We start from the raw sequence: 25,606 nt of genomic DNA, 5'->3' as shown, positions 1-25,606 counted from the left end.
CGCCGCACAGGAACAGGGACCTGTGTGGCGGCTTTTCTTTTTGAATTTGGGTTTGATGAAGCAAACTGAATAAAAATGTGATATAATAACAGGCACAAGCAATTTACCACCAACAGGAGGGGAACAACTATGGTACAGGTCGATTTGATCACCGGCTTTCTTGGCTCTGGCAAAACGACTTTTATGCGGCACTATGCCCGCTATATGGTTCAGCAGGGCTGGAATGTCTGCATTTTGGAAAATGACTTTGGCGCGGTCAATGTGGATGTTATGCTGCTGCAGGATATTTTGGGCGACCATTGCGATATGGAAAGCATCAGCGGCGGGTGCGACTGCGATACCCACCAGCGCCGGATGCGCACCAAATTGATCTCGCTGGCCATGCAGGGCTTTGACAGGGTCATTATTGAGCCGAGCGGTATTTTTGATGTAGATGAATTTTTTGACATCCTGCACGATGAACCGCTGGATAAATGGTACCGTATGGGCAACGTGATTGCTATTGTGGATGCCAAGCAGGAGCAGCAGCTTTCACCTCAGTCGGCCTACCTGCTGGCGTCCGAAACCGCCAATGCCGGCATGGTGGTGCTGAGCCGCAGCCAGCTGGCTACCCCGGCCGAGATGGATTCCACGGTAAACTACCTGAACCACGCGCTGGAGCAAAACGGCTGCGCCCGCCGCTTTGGCGCAGATGTACTGCGCAAAAACTGGGAGGACCTGACCCCGCAGGACCTGGCCGCCGTTGCCGCCTGCGGCAGCAAGCAGGCCAGCTATGAAAAAATGCACTTTGACCAGCACGATGTGTTTTCTTCGCTCTATTTTATCGACCGTCACTTACCCCTGCCGCGGCTGAAAGAAGTGGTGAATGAATTGTTTGCCGATGCCTCCTGCGGCCGCATTATGCGCATTAAGGGCTTTACCTCGGATGGAAATGGCTGGCTGGAGCTGAACGCCAGCCGCGACGCCATGACCTTAAAGCCCATTGCCAAAGCGCAGGAAGTGATCATCGTGATCGGTGAGCAGCTGAACCGCGCTGCCATTGAGGCACACTGGAAAGAGGTTTGAAACCACTGAACCTGCTGAACGAAAGCCAAATGCAGGAAAAAGAAAAAGGTTAAATTAAAATTCCCTCACAGTGGTCAATTTCGTGCTGGATGATTTCCGCCGTCCAGCCGGTAAATGTTTTAAGCCGCGTCTGGAATTTTTCATTCTGCCACTGCACTTTGATGACTTTGTGGCGCTTGGTTTTCCGCGTGCCGGTAAGCGATAAGCAGCCTTCGTCCGTTTCATAGGCTCCGGACTGTTTGACGATGACCGGGTTGAACATGACCATGTATTCGCCGTCATTCTCAAAAGCGATGATGCGCTTGTTCACGCCGATCATGTTTGCCGCCATACCCACGCAGCCATCCTTGTGGGCAATCAGAGTTTCCATCAGGTCCTGCGCTACGCCAAGATCTGCCGCCGTGGCGGGCACGGCTTTCTGCGCAAGAAAAGTCTCGTCTTTGCAAATTTCACGAATCATTGGGGAATGCTCCTTAACTGTTTTTTCTACATTGTATCAGCCAAGGGGAAAATACACAAGAAAGAAAACGATAACAAAAAATATCTGCCCGCTCTACGATTATATTTAAGGCAATACCGCATAATTCTAAGTGCCGATACGGCGAGCGAGGTGCGGCAGCTGCTAAGCCAAAAGCGCAGATAATACTGGATGCTGCAAAGGTGAGCGCCGACAGTGGCGGAAACAGCGAACCGAAGCAGGGGCAGCGGTCGCAGAGTGCGAGGGGCTTTTGCCCCCGAAGCACGATGCGGGTACCGCAACCCGACATTATCGAGCATTTTGGCAACGCAGATGCCGTACCGCAGCCGCCGGAGCGGTGCTTAAGCCGTAAGGCGGGAATTATGCGGTGTTGCCATAAATTTGAAACGTGCTTTGTTTTCAATTCGGAACAGATGGATTCCTTTGCCAGCGGAAAACAACGATCGCGCTCAAATATCATCCGGATGCTGGAACGATGGATGCACTAAAGAAAGCGAATCCGGATGTGTACAGGGATTTGGTGCACGACTTACAAAGAAAATAGGCAAGTGTGTACTAAAGTGTGTACTTGCAAAAGAAAAAGCCGTAGACTCTAACGAATCTGCGACTTTTATTTTGGTCGAGGTGACAGGACTCGAACCTGCGGCCTCGTGGTCCCAAACCACGCGCGCTACCAGCTGCGCAACACCTCGTGAACATTTCTATTATATCTGTTCACGCCGTGTGCGTCAAGTGCTAAATTTGGGAGATGACGAAGAAGAGGCGGCAGGTGCGCACAATATGCACCTCTGCGGTCTCAATAAGTGCAAGTGTTTTTTGCTGAAACAATAACCCGTTTACACATTCCCCTTGCCGATGCCCCATTTTTTGAAATACCGGCCCATGCTCTTCAACTGCATTTTGAACTTGCCTGCGTCCCGCATGGGGTCGCGGTGCCAGGCGTGGGTGGCGGTGAACTGCGGCAGCAGGTAGACAAGCCCTTGGCGCAGAGCACGCTGGGTCAGGTCGGCATCCTCCACATACATAAAGTATTCGGGGTCAAAACCGCCGATGGTTTTGAACACATCGGTGCGGATGGCGGCAAAGCTGCCGGTGCAAAACTCAATGGGGCGGGGGATCGTCAGGTCCTCATCCTGCATGGTGTAATGTTCGTCAGCTTTTTGCATCACACCGCCAAACCGCGGGGCCAGCTGGCGGGCCAGCAGCAGCCACGGGGTGGGCTTGCGGCGCGGCAGGTTCTGGATGCGCCCATCCGGAAAATAGAGCTGCGGCGTGGCCATCACAACGCCGGGGTGGTCCAGCAGCCATTGCGCCATCTGGGGCAGGATGTCATCGTGAATGATCACATCCGGGTTCAGGATAAAGTGTACATCGCTGGTCAGGCGGTCCATAATGCTGTTGTGGCCCTTGCCGAAGCCGAGGTTCTTGGGCAGGCAGATCACCTGCACGCGTACATCGCCAAAATCTGTCTGCGCCAGGCGGGGGCCGCAGCCATCTGGGCTGGCGTTATCCACCACATACAGGGCAAAGTCATCGCCGGGGGTGTTGGCCAGCACGCTGCGCACGGCAGCGCACACTTCATCATAATCACAGTATGCCACAATACAGGCACTGATCTTCGGCATACGTCCTCCTCAGGTGCGGGGCGGGTCCACCACGGCTTCCAGATCATCCAGGTCATAGGGGGTGTTCTGGTAGACATAGTAGTTCAGCCAGTTGGTATACAGCAGGTGCGCATGGGCACGCCAGCGGAAAATGGGGTCCTTGTTGGGGTCATCGTCCGGGTAATAGTTGACCGGCACATGAATTTCCTTGCCCGCCTTTACATCGCGGCGGTACTCGGCATCCAAAGTGTACTTGTCGTATTCCGGGTGGCCGATGACAAAAATCTGGCGGCCGGACTCAGTGGAAAGCAGCATGGGGCCGGCAACATCGCTTTCGGCCAGCATGCGCAGCTCCGGGGCGGCATCAATATCGGCGCGGTTCAGCCCGGCCCAGCGGCTGTGCGGGGCATAGAATATTTCGTCAAAGCCGCGCACCAGCGGATTGGAGGGCCGCACCACGCGGTGCTCGAACACGCCGAACATTTTTTCCGGCAGGTGTACCTTGCGCACGCCGAAGTGGTAATACAGCCCGGCCAGCGCACCCCAGCACAGATGAATGGTGGAATATACGTTTTCGCGGCTGTAATCCATGATCTCGCACAGCTCGTTCCAGTAGTCCACATCCTCATAGTCCAGGTCCTCAATGGGGGCACCGGTGATGATCATACCGTCAAAGCGCTCATTGCGCACCGCATCAAAGGTTTTATAAAACGCCTTCATGTGCTCCTGCGGGGTGTGGGTGGTATCATGGGTCTTGGTCTGCAAAAAGGTCAGCTGCACCTGCAGGGGGCTGTTGGCCAAAAGGCGTGCCAGCTGGGTTTCCGTTACAATTTTGGTGGGCATCAGGTTCAAAATCAGGATGCGCAGGGGACGGATCTGCTGGGTCTGCGCACGCTGCTGGTGCATGACAAACACGTTCTCGCGCGAAAGTTCGCCATAGGCGGGCAGCTCTTTGGGAATGATCAAAGGCATAAACAGTAAACTCCTTAACGGTCAGATCTGGTCAAGTGCCTGGGCAATATCGTGGATCAGGTCGTTCTTATCTTCCAGACCGCAGCTCATGCGCACCAGGTCGGGCTGAACACCGGCGGCAATCAGTTGCTCGTCGTTCATCTGGCGGTGGGTGGAGCTGGCGGGGTGCAGGCAGCAGGTGCGGGCATCGGCCACATGGGTCTCAATGGCGGCAATCTTCAGGTGGCCCATAAAGGCAGCGGCGGCTTCGCGCCCGCCCTTTACGCCAAAGCTGACAACGCCGCAGGAACCATTGGGTAGGTACTTTTCGGCAACAGCATGGTACTTATCGCCCGGCAGGCCGCAGTAGTTCACATAGGCAATCTTCGGGTGGCTGGCCAAAAACTCTGCCACAGCCTGGCCGTTCTCGCAATGGCGGGCCATGCGCACATGCAGGCTTTCCAGGCCAAGGTTGAGCATGTAGGCGTTGATGGGGCTCTGCACGCAGCCAAAGTCACGCATCAGCTGTGCGGTTGCCTTGGTGATGAAAGCGCCCTCCTTGCCAAAGTGCTCGGCATAGGTGATACCGTGGTAGCTGTCATCAGGGGTGCACAAGCCGGGGAACTTATCGGCATGAGCCATCCAGTCGAACTTGCCGCCGTCCACAATGGCACCGCCCAGGGTTGCGCCGTGGCCGTCCATGTACTTGGTGGTGGAATGGGTCACGATATCGGCACCCCATTCAATGGGGCGGCAGTTGACGGGGGTGGCAAAGGTGTTATCCACAATCAGCGGCACACCGTGGGCGTGGGCTGCATTGGCAAACTTTTCAATATCCAGCACCGTCAGGGCGGGGTTGGCAATGGTTTCGCCAAAGACAGCCTTGGTGTTGGGCTGGAACGCGGCGTTCAGCTCTTCCTCGGTACAGTCAGGCGAGACAAAGGTGGCGGTAATGCCCATCTTTGCCATGGTGACGGAGATCAGGTTGAAGGTGCCGCCGTAAATGGAGCTGGAAGAAACGATGTGGTCGCCCGCGTTGCAGATGTTGAACAGGGCAAAGAAGTTGGCTGCCTGGCCGGAACCGGTCAGCATACCGGCGGTGCCGCCCTCCAGTTCGGTAATCTTGGCGGCGACGGTATCGCAGGTGGGGTTTTGCAGGCGGGAATAAAAATAACCGCTGGCCTGCAGGTCAAACAGCTTGCCCATATCGTCGGAGCTATCATATTTGAAAGTGGTGCTCTGCACAATGGGAATCTGGCGGGGTTCGCCGTTGCCGGGGGTATAGCCGCCCTGTACGCACAGGGTATTGATGCTGTATTTGCTGGACTGATCCATGATCTTACTTCCTTTCCGCAAAAGCGGTAATATTTAATCTTATTGTAAAGGTTTTGGTGGGTAAAATCAAGGGCGGCGGGGGATAGTTGCCATAAAACAGGAAAGGAACACAAAAATGCCGCCTGATTTGCGGCAGGCGGCGGGGACGTTTGGGAAAATGCATGGTGTGTGGGGGAGATTGTTTTTTTGAAAGCAAGCAATGCAACAAGGCCCATCCAGCGGGACGATGCAAGCATCGTCCCCTACAAATGGCTGGAGGCGTTGCAGAAATTTAGGGCAACACCGCATAATTCTAAGTGCCGATACGGCGAGCGAGGTGCCGCAGATGCTAAGCCAAAAGCGCAGATAATACTGGATGCTGCAAAGGTGAGCGCCGCCAGTGGCGGAAACAGCGAACCGAAGCACGATGCGGGTACCGCAACCCGACATTATCGAGCATTTTGGCAACGCAGATGCCGTGCCGCAGCCGCCGAAGCGGTGCTTAAGCCGTAAGGCGGGAATTGTGCGGTGTTGCCTTAGCATCGGCTTTCTTGCAGAATAAAAGCGCAGAATTTGGAACAAAATACCCGGCTTAATCCAGCATCCCAACCTCGGTATAATTCGGGGTGCCGGTCAGGTAATCGGCATACGAGATCAGCCCAAAATAGCGGTGGGAGGATTGAATCGTGTAGGGCGCGCCGTCCGTTCCGGTTGTGGTGCGGGTGTATGGCTCCGCACGGCAGAGCACCAGCAGCCGGTCTTGCAGCTGGGCCAGGATGGTGGTGCTGGTGTGGTCGTACCCGTTCCAGTTCAGCGGCGGCAGGGCGGGCTTTTCCGCTACGGTGCCGGCGGCAAGGTCAACCAGGTAGACGGGTGTTTTTGTTTCGGCGTTGTCGTCCGTCCAGTCGTTGGAATAGTACTCCACAACCAGCTGGCCGTTCAGGATGCGGGTAATTGTCACATCAAACGCACCACGCCCCTCATATGGGTCAGGCGGCAGGGCATCGGTTACGGTGCGGGTCTGCCGGTCAGCCAGCCCGGTGGCGGTCAGCTCGCCGGTGGTGTAGTCATATTCATATAAAGTATCGTCCAGCACAGCGGTGCTTATATGAGTGGTGCGCCCGGCGGAAGCGTTGGTGATCAGGTATTCCCGCAGCAGTTCTGCCGCGCCGGTGTCGGCATCTACTAGATACAGGCAGGAAGTCTGTGGTTCGCTGCTGTCATAATAAGGAGATACCGAAACCACCAGCTGCCGCCCGGTGCAGCCGATGATGTTGGCGGATTGCCCGCTGGTATCCCCGGCATCAAACAGGGTGGTGATGCCGCCGGTGGACAGATCGAGGCGTTTGATGCGGTCATAGCTGTCCCCGCTGGGGCAGGTGGAAAACCAGAGGGAAGAACCGTCCGTGCAGCAATAGAAACTTGAAATGTAATTGCAGTGGTACAGTACCTGTTCCACGCCGTAATCCTGATTCAGCCGCACGATGGACATGCCGTCGGAATCATATCCATAGACAAAGGAAAGATAAGTACCGTCCCCAACCGGGCAGGGCAGCGTGACGGGCACGCCGGTAAAAAAGCAGGCCGGGCAGCTTGGGCTGTCATGCGTGCAGCCGGTAATATGGCAGGCCGGGGCCTGGGTACCGGTCTGGTAGTCCGCATAGAGCACCTGCTGGTAATCACCCGAAGCGGCAGTCATGAAGGTATAATATCCGTTTTCATCCCCCTGGTACAGCGGACGCAGGCTGGGCAGATCAGGTTTCGCTGCCGGTTCCGCGGCGGCAGGGGAGGGGGACGGCTCCGCCGCAGAACTGCCGGAAGAGCCCGGCACAGCGCTGCAGCCGGAAAAGGCAACACAAACGGCGGGCACAAGCAGCAGTGCAGCCAGGCGCACAGCGCACGGCATGGTCTGGTTGAACGTCTTTTTCATGGGGCAGACCTCCTTTATGGCGTAACATCCCCGCGGTAAGCGGCGGCATCCTGCGGGGAGAGCGATGCTGCCGACACCCGCAGCCCTTGCCCGCTGCGGGCCACGCAAAGGTAAAGCTGGGCACTGACGCTGTAGCGTACCGCGCAGGGCTCGTGCAGCTGCAGGGGCAGCGTTTCCCAATCGGTGATCGCATCCCCGCCTAAAAATGCGGCGTAAGCATCCGCTATTTCATCCAGCGCGGAATCCGCAAAGCTGCACTGCTCCACCGTAAACCCAACGGGCAGGCCGCTGGCTGTCAGGATGAGGGTGACATGGTTCTCATCGGATGTAAAAGCATATTCGCTCTGGCCGGTATCGTCAGTGTAGGTAGTACAACTGTCTGTTTGCTGCATGGCGGAAAGAAGCACATCCGCCATGCTGGCAGGCAGTACCCCGGCCGCCTGCAGCTGCTGCACCGCGGCAAGGGTGGGGGCAGTGCTGGCTGGAGTTGAATCAGGCTCCACCATGGTGCGGGATGTATTTTGCCAGGTCATACGCCAGCAGTAAAGCTCCCGTGCGGCAGCACAGCTGCGCCCGGCGGGGCTTAACGCTTCAGCATCCTGCTGCACCGCAATGCTGTGCCCGGCGGCACGGTCCAGCACGGCAAAAACCGGCAGCGGCAGGGCCAAAGCCGCTGCAGAAAGTGCAATAGCCACAGCAGCCAACCGCAGTGCAGGCGGAAAAAACATTTTCCTTTCCCTCATGGCTCCACCTCCGGTTGGCTGCCCGCTTTTTGCAGGCAGAAGCTGACCGTGGTTCCCTGGCTGGGCACACTTGTAAATTGCAGCGTTGTGCCGTGCAAGGCGGCAATTCTGGCGCACAGGGCAAGCCCCATGCCGCTGCCGCCCTGCTCCCGTGCACGGGATTTATCTACCATATAAAACGGCTCGGTAATGCGGGCCAGTTCCTGCGGCGGAATGCCGCAGCCGGTATCCTGTACGCGGATGGTCAGCCGGGTGGGTGCTTCGTCCAGCAGCACTTCCACTTTGCCATCCGCCGGGGTGGCTTTGCGGGCATTCTGGATCAGGTTGTACAGCATATCGCACAACAGTTCCGGCTGGGCCAGCACCACGGCGTCACTGCGGGGTAGGGTGGGCACCGGGCTGCCCTGGGGCAGGGCGCGGCGCAGGCTTTGCAGCACACGGCCCAGGGGTACGGCTTCCAGCTGCGGGGGCTGTTGTTCCAGCCCCATCAAAGCCAACAGGTTCCCGCTCAACGCTTCCAACCGCTTGCTTTCGTGGTAGATATAATCAGCAGCGGTGCGGCGGGTGGCGGGGCTCACCTCGCCGCTGCGCAGGATATCGGCAAAGCCGAGGATGCTCGTCATCGGGGTTTTCAGCTCGTGGGTAAACGCGGCCACAAAATCATCTTTCTGGCGGGCGTTCTGCTGCAAGGTCTGCACGGTGCCCTCCACCGCCTGGGCCATCTCGTCAAAGCTGCGGCTTAAACTGGCAATTTCGTCACTGCCATGGATGGCCGTGCGCTGGCTGTAGGCCCCGGCGGCAATCTGGCGGCTGGCCTGCTCCAGCTGCTCCAGCGGGCGGGTCATGCGGCGGCAGAGCAGCAGAACCAGGCCCCCGGCCAGCACCATAGCCAAAAGTTCTACGATCAGTGCGTTTCGGGTGCGGGCCTGCCGCGCCTGCCACACGGGGGCGGCATCCTGCGCAATGACCAAGGTGATGCAGCGTTCCGGCAGAACGACCGTTCCGGCGCACAGCAGGGTATGGTTGTTCGCCAGCACCATGCGCGGCTCGCCATCCTGGGCAAGCAGGGCTTCCACTTCGGATAAGGGAACCACGGTGGGCAGGGCATAATACAGGGAGGTTCCATCCACACTGTAAGCGGCGCAGGCAAGGCTGTTCTGCTCGGTGATGGCCTGCAAATAGCTGCCCACCCGTGCGGCCAGGCTGCCGCTGCCGGGTGTGACCAAGGTGCGCTGCATGGCGCGGCTTTCCCGCTGCCAGTCTGCAGATAACGTTTCCTGCGCGGTGTGCAGCTCCTGCCGGAACTGCTGCCCGATCAGCACCGTGTTGCACAGCGAAAGCACAACTGCCAGCACCACCAGCAGGGCAAGGGTCAGCTTGTGGGCAAACTTCATGGCAAAACTCCTGTTTTATGGCAATACCGCATAATTCTAAGTGCCGATACGGCGAGCGAGGTGCGGCAGATGCTAAGCCAAAAGCGCAGATAATACTGGATGTCTTATCGAGTATTTTGGCAACGCAGATGCCGTGCCGCAGCTGCCGGAGCGGTGCTTAAGCCGTAAGGCGGGAATTGTGCGGTGTTGCCTTATATAAAAGGATAGGCAAAGCGGCGCTCATTCCCCGCGCTCCAGCACATAGCCCACACGGAATACGGTGCGGATCTCGTTCTTCCAGCCCAGCTTTTTGCGCAGCCGCTGGATGTGCAGATCCAGCGTGCGGCTGTCATACTCGGCATCCAGCCCCCACACGCGCTCATAGAGCACTTCGCGGTACAGCACAATGCCGCGGTTGCGCAGCAATACTTCCAGCAGGTCAAATTCCCGCGGGGTCAGGTGCAGCGGGGTGCCGCTGCGCGTTACCCGGCGGGCAGCCGGGTCCAGCACTACATCAAAAGCAGCAAGAGTACCCTGGGCTTTACCACAGCGGCGCAGCACCGCTTCCACCCGTGCCACAAGCTCGGTGGGCTCGAACGGCTTGGTAATGTAATCATCCGCGCCCAGGTGCAGCCCACGCACACGGTCCGCCACCGCGGTTTTGGCGGTCAAAAAAATCACCGGGGTCTGCACGCTGCGCAGGTAGTCCAGCAGCTCGTACCCATCGGGGCCGGGCAGCATAATGTCCAGCAGGGCCAGATCATAGGTGTTTGCTTCAATTTTATCGGCGGCCTCGGTGCCGGTGGCAGCTTCGTCACAGGTGTAGCCCGCGCGCTCCAGCGTCAGGCGGATCAGCGCACGGATGGGCGCTTCGTCATCCACAATCAAAATAGGTTTCATGGGCGGATCCTTTGTCGTTTTGGCTTTTTGTGCTTCTTCACTTTCTAATTCTACTGTATACTTGTATCCAAAATCTTGCAAGATGGAAAACGCCCGAAAAAGCAGGAAACTTTTTGACAGTTCATAAATCTTTTTCAATTTACCCTATTGACAACGGTTGGCTATGTGTTACAATATTAGCAGTCGAACAGATAGAGTGCTAATAAAGATAATGCTTCCGCATAACGCCCTTGAACCTGCAAGGATATCAAGCCGCCGGGCACGAAGCAGCACTTGAACCGGTTCGCTGCTAATAGATAGAAAACCATTATCGTTGCCGATAAAGGAGGTTTGCGATATGAATACCAACCAATTTACCCAAAAAACGATGGAAGCCCTGCAGGCTGCCCAGCGTTTGGCAATTGAATATTCCAACCAGGCGTTGGAACAGGAGCACATGCTGGTGGCCCTGACCCAGCAGCAGGACGGCCTGATCCCCCAGCTGCTGACCAAGATGAACGTTGACCCCGGTACCTTTGAAGCTGCCGCAGCGGAAAAAGTTTCCCAGCTGCCGCATGTGACGGGTTCCGGCCGTGACCCCGATAAAGTCTATATCTCCAATGAGCTGGACCAGGCCCTGACCGCCGCTGAAAAGCAGGCCCAGCAGATGAAGGATGAATATATCAGCGTGGAGCATGTCTTTATGGGCATGCTGCAGCGCCCCGGCCGCGTGGCTGGCGAGCTGTTCAAGCAGTTTGGCATCACACCGGAAAAGTTCATGCAGGTGTTGTCCGCCGTGCGCGGCAACCAGCGCGTGACCACTGATAACCCCGAATCCACCTATGACGCCCTGAAAAAATATGGCCAGGATCTGGTGGAAGCCGCCCGTGCCAACAAGCTGGACCCCGTCATTGGCCGTGATTCCGAGATCCGCAATGTTATCCGCATCCTGTCCCGTAAGCGCAAGAACAACCCTGTGCTGATCGGTGAAGCTGGCGTTGGTAAAACGGCTATCGCTGAGGGCCTTGCCCAGCGTATCGTGCGCGGCGATGTGCCCGAAAACCTGAAAGAACGCACCGTGTTCAGCCTGGATATGGGTGCTCTGGTCGCCGGTGCTAAGTACCGCGGCGAGTTTGAGGAACGTTTGAAGAGCGTTCTGAACGAAGTTAAAAAGAGCGAAGGCAAGATCATCCTGTTCATTGATGAGCTGCACACCATTGTGGGCGCCGGTAAAACCGACGGCGCAATGGATGCCGGCAACATCTTAAAGCCGATGCTGGCCCGCGGTGAGCTGCACTGCATTGGCGCCACCACCTTGGACGAGTACCGCCAGTATATCGAGAAAGACCCCGCTCTGGAACGCCGTTTCCAGCCCGTTATGGTGCAGGAGCCCACGGTGGAGGATACCATCTCCATCCTGCGTGGCCTGAAAGAGCGCTATGAGGTGTACCATGGCGTTAAAATTCAGGATGGCGCTTTGATTGCAGCAGCAACGCTGTCTAACCGTTATATTACCGACCGTTTCCTGCCGGATAAAGCCATCGACCTGGTGGATGAAGCCTGCGCAATGGTCAAGACCGAGCTGGACTCCATGCCCGCAGAGCTGGATGACCTGAACCATAAGATCACCCAGCTGCAGATCGAGCAGGCTTCTTTGCAGAAAGAAACCGATGAAATGTCCAAGCAGCGCCTTGCCGCCATCGAAAAAGAAATGGCCGAACTGCGCGATTCCTTCAATTCCAAGAAAGCTCAGTGGGAGAACGAGAAGAACGCCATCAATAAGGTGCAGAGCCTGCGCGCCGAGGTAGAAACCACCAAGGCCGAAATTGAAAAGGCGACCCGCAACGGCGATTACGCCAAGGCTGGTCAGCTGCAATACGGCAAACTGCCCGACCTGCAGCGCCAGCTGGAAGCCGAAGAAAAGATTGCTGCCGACAAGAAGGAGCAAAGCCTGCTGCGTGACCGCGTGACGGCCGAAGAGATCAGCCGCATTGTGGCCCGCTGGACCGGCATCCCTGTGGAGAAGCTGGTGGAGGGCGAGCGCGAAAAGCTGCTCCGCCTGCCCGAAGTGCTGCATCAGCGCGTGATCGGCCAGGACGAAGCCGTGCAGAAGGTTTCGGACGCTATCCTGCGCTCCCGTGCCGGCATTGCAAACCCGAACCGCCCCATTGGCAGCTTTTTGTTCCTTGGCCCCACGGGCGTTGGCAAGACCGAGCTGGCCAAAGCGCTGGCCCAGGCCCTGTTTGACGATGAAAAGAACATGGTCCGTATCGATATGACGGAATACATGGAGAAATTCAGTGTGTCTCGTCTGATCGGTGCGCCTCCGGGATATGTGGGTTATGAGGAGGGTGGTCAGCTGACCGAGGCTGTGCGCCGCCATCCCTACAGCGTTGTGCTGTTTGATGAGGTGGAAAAAGCCCACCCGGATGTGTTCAACATTCTGCTGCAAGTCCTTGACGATGGCCGTATTACCGACAGCCAGGGCCGTACCGTGGACTTTAAGAACACCATCATCATCCTGACCTCCAACCTTGGCTCTGACATCATTCTGGAAGACCTGGAAAAGAACCGTGCCAACGGCAAGAACGAACTGTCCGCCGAAGCGCGTGACAAGATCGACCTGCTGCTCAAGCGCCAGTTCCGCCCGGAGTTCCTGAACCGTCTGGACGATATTGTCTACTACAAGAGCCTGACCAAGGATGAGATTGGCGGCATTGTGGATCTGATGTTGGCTGACCTGCGCAGCCGCCTGGCTGACAAGCAGCTGAAGCTGGTTGTGACCGATGCAGCCAAGAGCGTGATTGTGGATGACGGCTATGACCCCATCTATGGTGCCCGCCCGCTGAAGCGGTATATCCAGGCCAACGTGGAAACCATGATCGCAAAAGAGATCATCGGCGGCAACCATGTGCCCGGCGATACCCTGACCGTGGACGCCGAAAACGGCAAACTGGTCCTGCGCTAAGCGCAAAGCGTTCAGCAATGCTGTACAAATAACCTAAGGCAACACCGCACAATTCCCGCCTTGCGGCTTAAGCACCGCTCCGGCGGCTGCGGCACGGCATCTGCGTTGCCAAAATGCTCGATAATGTCGGGTTGCGGTACCCGCATCGTGCTTCGGGGGCAAAAGCCCCTCGCACTCTGCGACCGCTGCCCCTGCTTCGGTTCGCTGTTTCCGCCACTGGCGGCGCTCACCTTTGCAGCATCCAGTATTATCTGTGCTTTTGGCTTAGCATCTGCCGCACCTCGCTCGCCGTATCGGCACTTAGAATTATGCGGTATTGCCCTAAAACAATATCCCCTGCGGATGCGGAAGTGATTCTGCGTCTGCAGGGGATATTTGTTTTGAAAATATTTTTGGGCAATACCGCACAATTCCCGCCTTACGGCTTAAGCACCGCTCCGGCGGCTGCGGCACGGCATCTGCGTTGCCAAAATGCTCGATAAGACATCCAGTATTATCTGCGCTTTTGGCTTAGCATCTGCCACACCTCGCTCGCCGTATCGGCACTTAGAATTATGCGGTATCGCCTTTGGAATTCTGTGCTGTGAAATGCTGTGTCCTGTACGGTTTCGGAACGGTCAAGACCGTTCCCTACAGAGCGTTATATAATGTGCAATGAACGGATTACATGTTCTGTAGGGCGGGATACCCTCATCCCGCCGCGGAGAAACCTTGTTGGTTTGTGTTGTGCTTGCAAACCATCTGTGAAGCTGCATAAAACCAATGATTTACTTTTTCCGCGGCTTTTTCCTAACACTATACCCAAACGACCCCAATTTGCGGCCCAATGCCAGATAATCCCCGTGGGAATATACGATCAAATTTGCCTTGTTCAGGCAGAGCTTGCCGCTTTCATCCAACAGGCGCTCGTCCACATCCACGGCAACGACTTCAGCCAAAAACAGGTCGTGGCTGCCTAAGGGGATTACCTGGGTCACTTTGCACTCCAGATTGACGGGGCTTTCTTCTACCAGCACGGTGCCAACTTTGGCGGCGGGGGAGGGGGTCAGGTGCATGGCGGAAAATTTATCCACATCGCGGCCGCTTTTTACGCCGCACCAGTCCACCGCGCGTACCAGGCTTTCTGTCGGCAGGTTGATGACAAACTCGCCGCTTTCTTTGATCAAATGGTGGCTGTACCGTTCCGGCCGCACACTGATGGAAACCATGCTGGGCTGGGTGCAGATGGTGCCGCACCAGCCAACCGTGATCAGGTTGGGTGCCCCAGCAGGGCCACAGCTTACCAGCACCGGCGGTTCAGGGTTCAAAAGGGTGGAACCTTTCCATACTTGACGGCTCATAGTGTATCTCCTTGCTTTATCATTACATTTTTATAAGGGCAACACCGCACAATTCCCGCCTTGCGGCTTAAGCACCGCTCCGGCAGCTGCGGCACGGCATCTGCGTTGCCAAAATGCTCGATAAGACATCCAGTATTATCTGCGCTTTTGGCTTGGCATCTGCCGCACCTCGCTCGCCGTATCGACACTTAGAATTATGCGGTATTGCCTAAGATATATCCTATATCGGACGGTGCGCCCCTACGGTCTTAACGGGGTAAAAGTGCGGCGGTTAGCACACGAATAACAGGTATTACCGGCATTACGTTTCCGCCGCGCGGAAAAACAGCCCTTCAGAAGCCGCAATCGGTGCAAGCAGCTGCTGCATTTCGGCGCTGGGGTGGTAGATGCTCAGGTTCAGGCAGTCCCAATCAAACACCAGCAGAGCCAGCTCATCCGGGAACAGGCAGGTCAGCGTGCCGGAATGGCAGTCCATAATTTCGGCAATGATGTGGTCGATCAGCTCCGGATTTGGCTGGTCGACCCAGCCGCCGTCCCACGGGATGCAGACGCGGTAATAGCACATCAGCTTGAAAATTACGCTGGAAAATTTGTCTTTTAACGCGGTGTGATGCGGGCTGTTCAGCAGATGGTATTCCACATCAAAATACTGCCCGCCGCTGTTTTTTGGCACCGTGCGGGGCAGGTAATCCACAATATAAACGTCTTTGGTTAAGGCAATACCGCATAATTCTAAGTGCCGATACGGCGAGCGAGGTGCGGCAGCTGCTAAGCCAAAAGCGCAGATAATACTGGATGTCTTATCGAGCATTTTGGCAGCGCAGATGCCGTGCCGCAGCCGCCGGAGCGGTGCTTAAGCCGCAAGGCGGGAATTGTGCGGTGTTGCCTTAATAATTCTTCCACCAGGGCGTCCATGCCGGCGGAATTTGGCAGTGGGGTGGGCATAAGAATCTCCATTCTAGCTTGTGGCGGTCAGACATTTTTCAGCCGGTCTTTGTCCAGCAGCTTAAAGCTGCTGCGCCATGTTTCAATCAGGCCGTCATGCTGCATGCGGCTCAGCTCCCGGCTCAGGGCGCTGCGGTCACAGTTCAGGTATTCGGCCAGCCCGGCGCGGGTCAGCGGGGTGGTAAAGGTATCGCTCCCGGCGCGGTGGGCTTCGTCCAGCAGCCACAGGCTGATGCGGGCGCGCAGGCTTTTGCAGATCAGCAGCTCCACCCGGCGGTCCAGCGCAAAATACTTATCGCTGATGGTCAACACAAGGTTTTGCATCAGCTGCAAATGGGCGCTGTGCAGCTTGGCGCAGGGGCGGATGATCTTCTGGTATGGCAGGTACAGGGCAAGGCAGCTGGTGGTGGCCATGACCGTAACAGGACTCTTTTGGCTGGAACCGGAAAGCACATCCCCGAACAAGCCGCCCGGCCTCATGTGGGTAATGGCAACGCTGGCCCCGTCCGGCGTGCTTTTTACGGCGGTAATGCTACCTTCCAGCAAAATGCCGACCTCCCGCGTTTCGTACCCGGTCAGCAGCAAAATTTCGTCCCGCGCATAGCGCCGCACACGGGGGGCAAAGCAGTCCAGCAGGGTGTCCAGTTCGTCCGGACGCATGCCGCGCAGCAGCGGCGTGCGGGCCAATAGCGGGTAATACGGGTGCAGATCCATGCGGTGCAGCCTTTCTGTTTTTGGGATGGCAGGTGTGCCGCAGCAGTTTGTTGCCACGGCAACCGACAAGATGATTTAATTATAGTATAGTAACACCGCAAAAGCAAGTGCGCCCGGCGATACCGGGCGCTTTTGTACTGCCGAAATGGCAGGCAAGAGGGAAGAGCACCGTGCCCGGCATGGTGCTGTATGGAATCAGGAGGATATACTATGTTCAAAAAGTTGATGTCTGCTGTTGCAGCGGCGGCCCTGTGTGTTTCGCTGGCCGCCTGCGGTGCAACGGCTACCAGTGAAGCTGCCGCTGAAGCAACCGCCACCCCGGCCCCAGCTGTTACCGAAGCCCCGGCCGAAGAGACTGCCAGCGCTGAAACTGCTGACGGTGCCCTGCGCGTTGCCGGCCTGAAAGGCCCCACCACCATGGGCCTTGTGAACCTGATGGCAGGCGAAGATGCCACTGATTATGACTTTGAAATGTACGGCAAGGCCGATGAAATCGTGCCGCAGCTGGTAAAGGGCGAGCTGGACGCAGCCGCTGTGCCCGCTAACCTGGCCGCAACCCTGTACCAGAAAACCAACGGCGCCATTGAGGTTGCCTGCATCAACACCCTGGGCGTGCTGTACGTTGTGGAAAACGGCGAGACTGTGAACAGCGTGGAGGACCTGAAGGGCAAGACCATCGTGACCACCGGCAAGGGTACCACCCCGGAATATGTTCTGCGCTACATCCTGACTGAAAATGGTGTTGACCCGGATAACGAGGTGACCCTTGATTTCTACAGCGAAGCAACCGAGGCTCTGGCTCAGCTGCAGGCCGGCACCAGCACGATCGCCATGCTGCCCCAGCCCTTTGTGACCAGCGCACTGGCTCAGGTCGAAGGCCTGCGCGTTGCCCTGGATATGAACGAAGAGTGGGAAAAAATTGCCGGCTCCAAGCTGGTAACCGGCGTTCTGGTCGCCCGCAAGGATGCTGTGGAAGCTGACCCCGCCCGCTTTGCCGCCTTTATGGACGGCTACAAAGCCAGCGTGGAAGCTGCCAACACTGACCTGGAAAACACTGCTGCCCTGTGCGAGCAGTACGGCATTGTAGCCAAGGCTGCCCTGGCCCAGAAAGCCCTGCCCAACTGCAACATTGTGTTTGAGACCGGCGACGAGATGAAGACGGACCTGGAAACCTACTTCAATGTTCTGTACGCAGCTGACCCCACCAGCGTGGGCGGCCAGCTCCCGGCAGATGACTTCTACTATGCCGGCTAAGGCGCGCAACAACAAAACACCAATGTGGCAAACCCTGCTTGCTGTCGCTTTTTGGGTGGCGGTGTGGCAGGGTCTTGCCGTTTGCATTGGTCATAACGGCTTATTTTTGGCCACCCCCCTGCAAACGGTGCAGACCTTGTGGCGGCTGCTGCCCACGGCGGATTTCTGGCACAGGGTTGGGTTCAGCGCGCTGCGCATTTTAACGGGCTTTGTGCTGGCGGTCACAGTGGGACTGCTGCTGGGGGCCTGCGGGGCCCGGTGGCGGTGGTTCGGCACCCTGGTGGGGCCGGTTATGCAGTTGATCCGCGCCATGCCAGTGGCGAGCTTTGTCATTCTGGCGCTGCTGTGGGTCAGCGGAAAAAACCTTTCGGTCATTGTCAGCTTTACCCATGTGCTGCCGGTTGTTTATGCGGGTACGGTGGGCGGCATTGCCGATACGGACCCGGCCCTGCTGGAAATGGCAAAGGTCTATCGCCTGCCGCTGGGCAAGCGGCTGCGGTATATCTGGCTGCCGGGGATATTCCCGTCCTTCTGCGAAAGCTGCATTGCCGCCATGGGCATGTGCTGGAAAAGCGGCGTTTCGGCGGAAGTCATCGGTTTGCCGGACCACAGCGTGGGCGATGCGCTTTACCGCGCTAAGATTACCATTTCCACGCCGGAAGTGTTCGCCTGGACGCTGGTGATCGTGCTGCTGTCGGCCACGCTCAGCACGTTGGCGGCCTGGGCGCTACGCCGCGCCAAGCGTGCCCTTTGCGGGGAGGTGGAAGGATGATCAAGGTAAAACACCTGAACAAAGCCTTTGGCAGTATTCCGGTTTTGCGGGATCTGAACCTGACGGTAAACGGTCCGCTGGTGCTGATGGGACCCTCCGGCTGCGGAAAAACCACCCTGCTACGTATCCTGATGGGGCTGGAAACACCGGATTCCGGCACCGTGCAGGGCGTGGGAAATATTGGTGCGGTCTTTCAGGAAAGCCGCCTTTGCCCCCAGCTGACTGCGGTGGGCAATATCTGCCTGGTGGGCGGGGTGAACCCAGCGCAGGCACAAGCGGAATTGCAGACCCTCGGCTTTACGCAGGCGGAACTGGCCCTGCCAGTGGCACGGCTTTCCGGCGGGCAGCAGCGGCGCACGGCGCTGCTGCGGGCGCTGCTGTGCCAGCCCGTGCAGACCCTGCTGCTGGACGAACCCTTTACCGGCATGGACCCGGAGCTGGTCAGCCACGCCGCTGCCGCGGTGGTGCGGCTGGCCGCCAGGCGGGATACCGTGCTGGTGACCCACGACGAACACGCCGCCGATCTGCTGGGGTGGCCGGTGGTTCGGCTGGAAACAGTTGGAAAATAAAAGGCTTATTGAGCAATAAGAGGGCCGCTTCCTCGGCGGGATGAGGGCATCCCGCCCTACATAAGGTTTTAATGGTTATTCCCAATTATGCAATGTTCTGTAGGGAACGGTCTTGACCGTTCCGGGACCTTGTCATATATGGCTCAACGGGATTTATGGCAAAGCCTATCCGGCGGCCAGAGGTCAGGCGCGTTTCGGAGGCCAACCGCCGCAGGCGGCTTTTGGGCCGGAGATGGCCGCCCTACCACGTAATTGCCAACAAATGCGCAATATTTTTCTGCGTCCATCCGGGCTTGACAGGGAACGCCGCCCCCTACAAATGGGGCAGTGTATATCATGAATGTTACATGTGCAATAGGGCAAGGCTTTCGGCGGGATGAGGGCATCTTGCCCTACCGCGCTTTTGATGTGTGTGGTAAAGCATACACATTCCTGCAAAATCCCCGTGATGTGGAGCTGACTCCAATTTGGTAATGGGCATAAATTCGGCACCCGCCCGCTGCCTTGTACTATACTTCAAAGCAAAATATCCGGCACAGCCCCACAAAATAGCACTTTCCACAAATAAGCAATTTTTCCTAAAAAATCTGCAATTTAAAAACACAATACAAACGGCATGTTCCTCCTGCATCACAGCTGGTGTACAAGGGAACATGCCGTTCGTTTAATGATGGATTATAAAAAGTTAGGGCAACACCGTAATAATAGGGCAAAAGAGACTTATTACAAAAGACTTTGTTTATTCCTCAATCCCCGCTTCTGGCTCTTCGTCTTCCAACAGGCGCAGGCCGGCGGTGGAGGTGACGGGCAGGGAAAGGATGACCGACCGTGCCTTGCTGGCGGTGCCCGCCTGATCCATGATGGCGCGCATGATGCGGTTCTTATCCTCGCGCTTGATCACAATCAGCACCATCTCCTTTTCGGCAGCGAGAGAAACGCCCAAAAACTGCTCGGCACGTTCCATCCCGGTACCCTTGGCGTGGATGACGGTTCCGCCGCCCGCGTTTTCGCTGCGGGCCGCATCCATAATCAGGCCGCTGTATCCCTGGTTGGCAATCACAATCAACAGCTCGTACTTGGTATCTTTCAAGGTGGTTTCCTCCCCAATCTGGAAATCCTGGTCTTCGGTCAAAAATTGCAGCGCACGCTTGCCGCCAATGCTGCTGACAGGGATGGTAAACGCAATGCCGGTGCCGGGCACATCAATGTTCATCGTGTGCTCCAACTGCCGCTTTACCGCTTTCCAGCGGGAATCGGTAACGGTGGTAAAAATTACGGCTTTTTCGGTGCGCTCCAGCCCAAGATAGTTCAGCGTTTCGCTCACGGCGGTTCCGGCTCCAACAGTGGTCAGGCTTACATGTATGTTCTGTTGCTGGTACAGCGCCACAAAGTCCGGCGCTTTTTTGCGGTCAGTAATGGTAATCATCCAGGAAAGCTGGCTCATTCAAACATCCCTCCGTTACAGCTCAATAATAGCGTCTTCGGGCAGGCTGGCAAAGGAATCCACATAAGCCTGCTGCGTGCGGGAAGCATGGCGCTGCTTGAGCTGGTAAGTCATGCCAAGAATCTGGATAGTAATCAGCGGGGTCATGGCAACCATGGCCACCACGCCAAACGCATCCGTTACAATGTTGCCGCCCACAGCCAGGCAGGCACCCTGGGCCAGCGGCAGAAGAAACGTTGCCGTCATGGGGCCGGAAGCCACGCCGCCGGAGTCAAACGCGATGGCGGTAAAAATTTTGGGAACGAAGAAAGAAAGCCCGATGGCGATGCCGTAACCCGGTATCAGCATCCACAAGATGGAAATGCCGGTCAGCACCCGCAGCATGGCCAACCCAACGGAGAGGGCTACGCCGATGGAAAGGCTGGTCCCCATTGCCTTGGCGGAAATGGAACCATCGGTCACTTCCTCCACCTGCTTGTTCAGCACATACACGGCGGGCTCGGCCTTGACGATGAAATAGCCAATCAGCATACCAAGGGGGATCAGTACCCAGCGGTAGGGCAGGGCAGCCAAAACCTGGCCCAGATAGTTGCCGGCAGGCATAAAGCCCACATTAGCACCGGTCAAAAACAGAACCAGCCCGATATAAGTATAAAACAGGCCGACCAGAATTTTGCCCAGCGCTTTGCGGCTCATGTGCAGGACGGCAAACTGATAAACGCCAAAAAAGACCATGATGGGCAAAAGTGAAAGCGCGATCTCTTTAAAATAAGCGGGCAGCCCCACCATGAAGAGGTCCCACAGCTCCACCGAGTCCTGAATATCCGGCAGGAGCGCGGCGGTGTAGCTGCTTTCGCCGGGGCTGTAGGCGATGCCCAAAATCAGCACGGCCAGGATGGGACCGATGGAACACAGGGCAACCAGGCCAAAGGAGTCATCCGCGGCGTGGCGGTCACTGCGGATTGCGGAAATGCCCACGCCGAGCGCCATGATGAACGGTACCGTCATGGGCCCGGTGGTCACACCGCCAGAGTCAAACGCCACAGCAAGGAAATCTTTGGGAACAAAGGCGGCCAGCACAAATACAATGGCGTACAGTGTTACCAGCAGCGGCGGCAGCGCCATACTGAACAGCATACGCAGCAGCGCGATAACAAGGAAAGCCCCCACACCGGCGGCAACCGAAAGGATCAACACCAGATTGGGCACCGACGGCACCTGGTTGGCCAGTACCTGTAAATCCGGCTCCGATATGGTAATGATGAAACCGAGAATAAAGCCGATCACAATCATTTTGGGCAAGCTGCGGCTTTTGGTCATGGCGGAACCAACCCGTTCGCCCATGGGGGTCATGCTCATCTCGGCGCCAAGGGTAAAGAACATCATGCCAAAAATAATCATGACCGCCCCAAGCAGAAAACACAGCAGCACACTGGGGGATAGGGGTGCGATGAAAAAACTGAGAACCAGCACGATAGCAACAATAGGCAAAACAGCCTGCAGTGCTTCCACCAGCTTTTCTTTCAGCTTTTCCCGTAATTGTAAGCGGGAACGTAGCACACGGATAGCCTCCAATCTTAACTCAATCTTAATATGATAATAGTGTAACATATTATTGGGGCAATAAGGAAGAGATGCTGTCTGAATTTTTTGTGAATTTCACGCTGCAGGGCACACAACAGTGGCCGGAGCGGTGCTTAAGCCGTAAGGCGGGAATTATGCGGTATTGCCTTAACAAACGACGAAAATACTGCATGAAAACTTAAGAATATTCAGGAAAAAGGGGAAATGGGCGCCGATCGGGCCTATCCTTGCTTTTTATACTTGCGTAACGGGCAAAACCATGGTATGATATTTCTTGCGCAAATACTTCCCGCAGGGAGTCTTATGGTGTAAGAAACCGGAAAGGGAGCATGGCGCCCGGCAGCCGTTGCCCTTGACGGCTGCCGTTTTTTTTGCCTGCGCGGCTATGCCGCGCAATCGCGCGAAGCGCGATGCAAAAAACAGCCGGAGCGCCGAGCGAGGCTGTTCCTCTGCCCTCACGCCGCCGAACAGGCGGCGAATGGTTGGAGCCCGCAACCCTGCCTTACCCCCAGCAGGCTATGCCGCGCAATCGCGCGAAGCGCGATGCAAAAAACAGCCGGAGCGCTGAGCGAGGCTGTTCCTCTGCCCTCACGCCGCCGAACAGGCGGCGAATGGTTGGAGCCCGCAACCCTGCCCCACCACGAGCAGGCTATGCCGCGCAATCGCGCAAAGCGCGATGCAAAAAACAGCCGGAGCGCCGAGCGAGGCTGTCCCTCTGTCCTTCCGCCGCCGAGCAGGCGGCGAATGGTTGGAGCCCGCAACCCTGCCCCACCACTAGCAGGCTATGCCGCCCCATACGTCGCTGAAACATCCTGCTATGTCCCTCCTTTGTATACATATCCCACAAAATTCATGCACAATCTTTGTCATATTGTTATGTAGGGGGTAGACTTATTGCGGCAAATAGCATATACTTAATAAATATTGTTCGCCTACCTCATGTTGGCCGGGCTGCAACAAAAATACCGAGCCGTTTACAAATTAAAGGCAACACCACACAATTCCCGCCTTGCGGCTTAAGCACCGCTCCGGCAGCTGCGGCACGGCATCTGCGTTGCCAAAATGCTCGATAATGTCGGGTTGCGGTACCCGCATCGTGCTTCGGGGGCAAAAGCCCCTCGCACTCTGCGACCGCTGCCCCTGCTTCGGTTCGCTGCATCCGCCACTGGCGGCGCTCACCTTTGCAGCATCCAGTATTATCTGCGCTTTTGGCTTAGCAGCTGCCGCACCTCGCTCGCCGTATCGGCACTTAGAATTATGCGGTATTGCCTAAAAACAAACCGAACGTAAAATAACATGAAATACACCCAATCCATTAACCAAGGGGGCCAAATATATGTGTGGAATTGTAGGCTTTACCGGCAGCGCACAGGCTGCACCGATCCTGCTGGATGGGCTTTCTAAGCTGGAATACCGCGGGTATGATTCTGCCGGCCTTGCTGTGCAGAACGCCGCCGGCAAAATTGAAGTGGTCAAGGCCAAGGGACGCCTGCGCGTGCTGAGCGAAATGACCGATGAAGGCAAAGCCGTGCAGGGCTGCTGCGGCATCGGGCATACCCGCTGGGCAACCCACGGCGAACCCAGCGTGGTGAACGCACACCCGCATTACAGCCGCGACCAGAAAATTGCGGTTGTTCATAACGGCATTATTGAAAATTACCAGGAACTGAAAACCCGCCTGATCAACAAGGGCTTTACTTTTGCATCCCAGACGGATACCGAGGTAGTGGCCCAGCTGCTGGACTATTACTACACCGGCGTTTCAGCGGGGGACAGCCTGGATGCCATCACCCGCATGATGATGCATGTGCGTGGTTCTTATGCGCTGGGCATCCTGTTTGCAGACCAGCCCGGCGTGGTATACGCAGTGCGGAAAGACAGCCCGTTGATTGTCGGCAAGGCCGAAAACGGCAGCCTGATCGCATCGGACGTTCCGGCTCTGCTGAAATATACCCGCACGGTGTATTACATTGATAATCTGGAAATCGCCCGCCTGACCCCGGACAGCATTGAGTTTTTCAACATTGATAAAGAACCGGTTGAAAAAGAAGCCAGCACCATCGAGTGGGACGCCGAAGCCGCCGAAAAAGGCGGTTACGAGCACTTTATGATGAAGGAGATCCACGAACAGCCCACCGCTGTGCGGGATACCCTCAGCCCCCGCATCAAGGATGGCCGCATTGATCTGAGCGAGCTGGGCCTGGATGAAGAAGCCATCAAAAATGTGCGCCGCATCTATATCATTGGCTGCGGCTCTGCCTACCATGTGGGCGTTGCGGCACGCTATGTGTTTGAAAGCCTGGCCCGCCTGCCGGTGGAAGTGGATGTGGCCAGCGAGTTCCGCTACCGTGACCCTGTGCTGGAGCCGGATTCCATGGCGGTCATTATCAGCCAGAGCGGCGAAACCGCCGATACCCTGGCTGCCCTGCGCGAATGTAAGGAGCGCGGCGTGCGCACCATCGGCATTGTGAACGTGGTGGGCTCTTCCATTGCGCGTGAGGCCGATGCAACCCTGTACACCTGGGCCGGGCCGGAAATTGCCGTTGCCACCACCAAGGCATACAGCACCCAACTGGCGGCCTGCTACCTGCTGGCTGTTGAGTTTGCCCGTGTGCGTGGCAAGATTGAGGAAGAAAAATACGCCGAGCTGGTGGCCGAGCTGCAGATCCTGCCGGATAAGATCGCCAAGACGCTGACGGATAACGAGCGCATCCAGTGGTTTGCTTCTAAGTATGCTTCCGCAAAGGACGCTTTCTTCATCGGCCGCGGGCTGGATTACGCCGTGGCGCTGGAAGGCAGCCTGAAGTTCAAGGAAATCAGCTATATCCACTCGGAGGCTTTCGCTGCGGGCGAGATGAAGCACGGCCCGATCTCCCTGATCGAGAAGAACATGTTGGTGGTGGGGGTGCTGACCCAGCCGGACCTGTACGAGAAGATGGTATCTAACCTGGTGGAAGCCAAGAGCCGCGGCGCTTATATCATGGGCCTGACCACTTACGGCAACTACAGCATTGAAGATACCGCCAACTTTACCGTATATGTGCCCAAAACAGACCCGCACTTTGCCACCAGCCTTTCGGTGGTGCCGCTGCAGCTGCTGGCATACTATGTCAGCTGCGCCAAAGGCCTGGATGTGGATAAACCCCGCAACCTTGCCAAGAGCGTTACGGTTGAATAAATCTTGCGTCAGCTGAAGCAATGCTGCTGGCCTGACAAAAATAAGCGCTGCATTTTGTGCACTTTTTACTCCGTTTGCCCTGCCGGAAGCAGGACAAACGGAGTAAATTTGTGTTATAATAACAGAAATTATGCAAATACAGTTGCCCGGAGTGGCGAAAATGTGGTAGAATAACTTGCTTTGCCTATAATGCTGCAAGATGTTCTGATAATCACTTTTACTTTTTACTTTGATTATCAAGTTATAAGCCATAGAACACAAGGCAATACCGCACAATTCCCGCCTTACGGCTTAAGCACCGCTCCGGCGCCTGCGGCACGGCATCTGCGTTGCCAAAATGCTCGATAATGTCGGGTTGCGGTACCCGCATCGTGCTTCGGGGGCAAAAGCCCCTCGCACTCTGCGACCGCTGCCCCTGCTTCGGTTCGCTGCATCCGCCACTGGCGGCGCTCACCTTTGCAGCATCCAGTATTATCTGCGCTTTTGGCTTAGCAGCTGCCG

General features: G+C 56.7%; 20 protein-coding genes and 1 tRNA gene. 7 read left to right on the top strand and 14 right to left on the bottom strand.

Annotation, left to right across the window (positions count from 1 at the left end):
• Nucleotides 1–129 precede the first annotated feature (129 nt).
• On the top strand, nucleotides 130–1,065 hold the full coding sequence (locus PG062_RS01535) for a GTP-binding protein (RefSeq protein WP_114001045.1): 936 nt from the start codon (nucleotides 130–132) through the stop codon (nucleotides 1,063–1,065).
• A gap of 49 nt (nucleotides 1,066–1,114) precedes the next feature.
• Here PG062_RS01535 and PG062_RS01530 read toward each other — a convergent pair whose 3' ends face one another.
• From PG062_RS01530 to PG062_RS01510, 5 genes are all read right to left on the bottom strand, one after another.
• Entirely contained in the window at nucleotides 1,115–1,525 is a 411-nt protein-coding gene (locus tag PG062_RS01530) for a peptide deformylase (RefSeq protein WP_270750761.1), read from the bottom strand.
• Between the two features lie 634 nt (nucleotides 1,526–2,159).
• Nucleotides 2,160–2,235, bottom strand: a tRNA-Pro gene (locus PG062_RS01525).
• 144 nt (nucleotides 2,236–2,379) lie between these two features.
• Nucleotides 2,380–3,168 carry a glycosyltransferase family 2 protein gene (locus PG062_RS01520; protein WP_270750759.1) on the bottom strand — a complete coding sequence of 263 codons (789 nt, stop codon included), beginning with the start codon at nucleotides 3,166–3,168 and terminating at the stop codon, nucleotides 2,380–2,382.
• Nucleotides 3,169–3,177: 9 nt separating this feature from the next.
• Nucleotides 3,178–4,119 (bottom strand): homoserine O-acetyltransferase MetA, encoded by a 942-nt coding sequence (gene metA / locus PG062_RS01515; RefSeq protein ID WP_270750757.1) that lies wholly within the window; start codon nucleotides 4,117–4,119, stop codon nucleotides 3,178–3,180.
• 21 nt (nucleotides 4,120–4,140) lie between these two features.
• Complete coding sequence (locus PG062_RS01510) at nucleotides 4,141–5,433, bottom strand: O-acetylhomoserine aminocarboxypropyltransferase/cysteine synthase family protein (protein ID WP_114001229.1); 1,293 nt, start codon at nucleotides 5,431–5,433, stop codon at nucleotides 4,141–4,143.
• A 186-nt stretch (nucleotides 5,434–5,619) separates the two neighbouring features.
• Between PG062_RS01510 and PG062_RS01505 the strand changes: the two genes are divergently transcribed.
• On the top strand, nucleotides 5,620–5,925 hold the full coding sequence (locus PG062_RS01505) for a hypothetical protein (protein ID WP_270750756.1): 306 nt from the start codon (nucleotides 5,620–5,622) through the stop codon (nucleotides 5,923–5,925).
• A 79-nt stretch (nucleotides 5,926–6,004) separates the two neighbouring features.
• On the opposite strand, the gene PG062_RS01500 is transcribed toward PG062_RS01505, so the two are convergent.
• From PG062_RS01500 to PG062_RS01485, 4 genes are all read right to left on the bottom strand, one after another.
• Nucleotides 6,005–7,342 carry an SMP-30/gluconolactonase/LRE family protein gene (locus PG062_RS01500; RefSeq protein WP_270750754.1) on the bottom strand — a complete coding sequence of 446 codons (1,338 nt, stop codon included), beginning with the start codon at nucleotides 7,340–7,342 and terminating at the stop codon, nucleotides 6,005–6,007.
• Nucleotides 7,343–7,356: 14 nt separating this feature from the next.
• Nucleotides 7,357–8,070, bottom strand: a complete 714-nt coding sequence (locus PG062_RS01495; protein WP_270750753.1) for a hypothetical protein — start codon at nucleotides 8,068–8,070, stop codon at nucleotides 7,357–7,359.
• Between the two features lie 11 nt (nucleotides 8,071–8,081).
• The gene (locus PG062_RS01490) at nucleotides 8,082–9,479 is read right to left on the bottom strand and encodes a sensor histidine kinase (protein ID WP_270750752.1); all 1,398 of its coding nucleotides are present in this window, start codon (nucleotides 9,477–9,479) and stop codon (nucleotides 8,082–8,084) included.
• A 219-nt stretch (nucleotides 9,480–9,698) separates the two neighbouring features.
• Complete coding sequence (locus PG062_RS01485) at nucleotides 9,699–10,358, bottom strand: response regulator transcription factor (RefSeq protein WP_114001029.1); 660 nt, start codon at nucleotides 10,356–10,358, stop codon at nucleotides 9,699–9,701.
• A gap of 337 nt (nucleotides 10,359–10,695) precedes the next feature.
• On the opposite strand from PG062_RS01485, the gene clpB reads away from it, so the two are divergent.
• Nucleotides 10,696–13,305: an ATP-dependent chaperone ClpB gene (clpB, locus tag PG062_RS01480; RefSeq protein WP_270750751.1), complete on the top strand. Its 2,610-nt coding sequence runs from the start codon at nucleotides 10,696–10,698 to the stop codon at nucleotides 13,303–13,305.
• Between the two features lie 767 nt (nucleotides 13,306–14,072).
• On the opposite strand, the gene PG062_RS01475 is transcribed toward clpB, so the two are convergent.
• From PG062_RS01475 to PG062_RS01465, 3 genes are all read right to left on the bottom strand, one after another.
• Nucleotides 14,073–14,645 (bottom strand): flavin reductase family protein, encoded by a 573-nt coding sequence (locus PG062_RS01475; RefSeq protein WP_270750750.1) that lies wholly within the window; start codon nucleotides 14,643–14,645, stop codon nucleotides 14,073–14,075.
• A gap of 301 nt (nucleotides 14,646–14,946) precedes the next feature.
• Nucleotides 14,947–15,339, bottom strand: coding sequence for a hypothetical protein (locus PG062_RS01470; RefSeq protein ID WP_270750749.1), 393 nt, complete (start codon nucleotides 15,337–15,339; stop codon nucleotides 14,947–14,949).
• 278 nt (nucleotides 15,340–15,617) lie between these two features.
• Entirely contained in the window at nucleotides 15,618–16,304 is a 687-nt protein-coding gene (locus tag PG062_RS01465) for a Crp/Fnr family transcriptional regulator (RefSeq protein WP_270750748.1), read from the bottom strand.
• Nucleotides 16,305–16,514: 210 nt separating this feature from the next.
• Between PG062_RS01465 and PG062_RS01460 the strand changes: the two genes are divergently transcribed.
• From PG062_RS01460 to PG062_RS01450, 3 genes are read left to right on the top strand one after another with little or no spacing between them, the layout of a single operon-like run.
• Nucleotides 16,515–17,558 (top strand): ABC transporter substrate-binding protein, encoded by a 1,044-nt coding sequence (locus tag PG062_RS01460; RefSeq protein WP_270750747.1) that lies wholly within the window; start codon nucleotides 16,515–16,517, stop codon nucleotides 17,556–17,558.
• A 22-nt stretch (nucleotides 17,559–17,580) separates the two neighbouring features.
• Nucleotides 17,581–18,330, top strand: a complete 750-nt coding sequence (locus PG062_RS01455) for an ABC transporter permease (protein WP_270750746.1) — start codon at nucleotides 17,581–17,583, stop codon at nucleotides 18,328–18,330.
• Nucleotides 18,327–18,899 (top strand): ATP-binding cassette domain-containing protein, encoded by a 573-nt coding sequence (locus tag PG062_RS01450; protein ID WP_270750745.1) that lies wholly within the window; start codon nucleotides 18,327–18,329, stop codon nucleotides 18,897–18,899. The genes PG062_RS01455 and PG062_RS01450 overlap by 4 nt, the downstream gene beginning before the upstream one ends.
• Nucleotides 18,900–19,638: 739 nt before the next feature.
• Here PG062_RS01450 and PG062_RS01445 read toward each other — a convergent pair.
• Both PG062_RS01445 and PG062_RS01440 read right to left on the bottom strand, forming a co-directional pair.
• A complete protein-coding gene (locus PG062_RS01445; RefSeq protein WP_114000951.1) occupies nucleotides 19,639–20,343 on the bottom strand; it encodes a P-II family nitrogen regulator in 705 nt (234 codons plus the stop codon).
• Between the two features lie 15 nt (nucleotides 20,344–20,358).
• Nucleotides 20,359–21,903, bottom strand: coding sequence for a DUF1538 domain-containing protein (locus tag PG062_RS01440; protein WP_408611379.1), 1,545 nt, complete (start codon nucleotides 21,901–21,903; stop codon nucleotides 20,359–20,361).
• A gap of 1,360 nt (nucleotides 21,904–23,263) precedes the next feature.
• Here PG062_RS01440 and glmS point away from each other — a divergent pair.
• Nucleotides 23,264–25,105 (top strand): glutamine--fructose-6-phosphate transaminase (isomerizing), encoded by a 1,842-nt coding sequence (gene glmS / locus PG062_RS01435; RefSeq protein ID WP_270750743.1) that lies wholly within the window; start codon nucleotides 23,264–23,266, stop codon nucleotides 25,103–25,105.
• The last annotated feature ends 501 nt before the right edge of the window (nucleotides 25,106–25,606 follow it).

This window comes from Gemmiger qucibialis (assembly GCF_027689445.1).
In the GTDB taxonomy this organism is placed as follows: Bacteria; Bacillota; Clostridia; order Oscillospirales; family Ruminococcaceae; genus Gemmiger; species Gemmiger qucibialis.
Note: the sequence above shows the minus strand (reverse complement) of the source record. Positions and strands in the feature narration are given on the sequence as shown.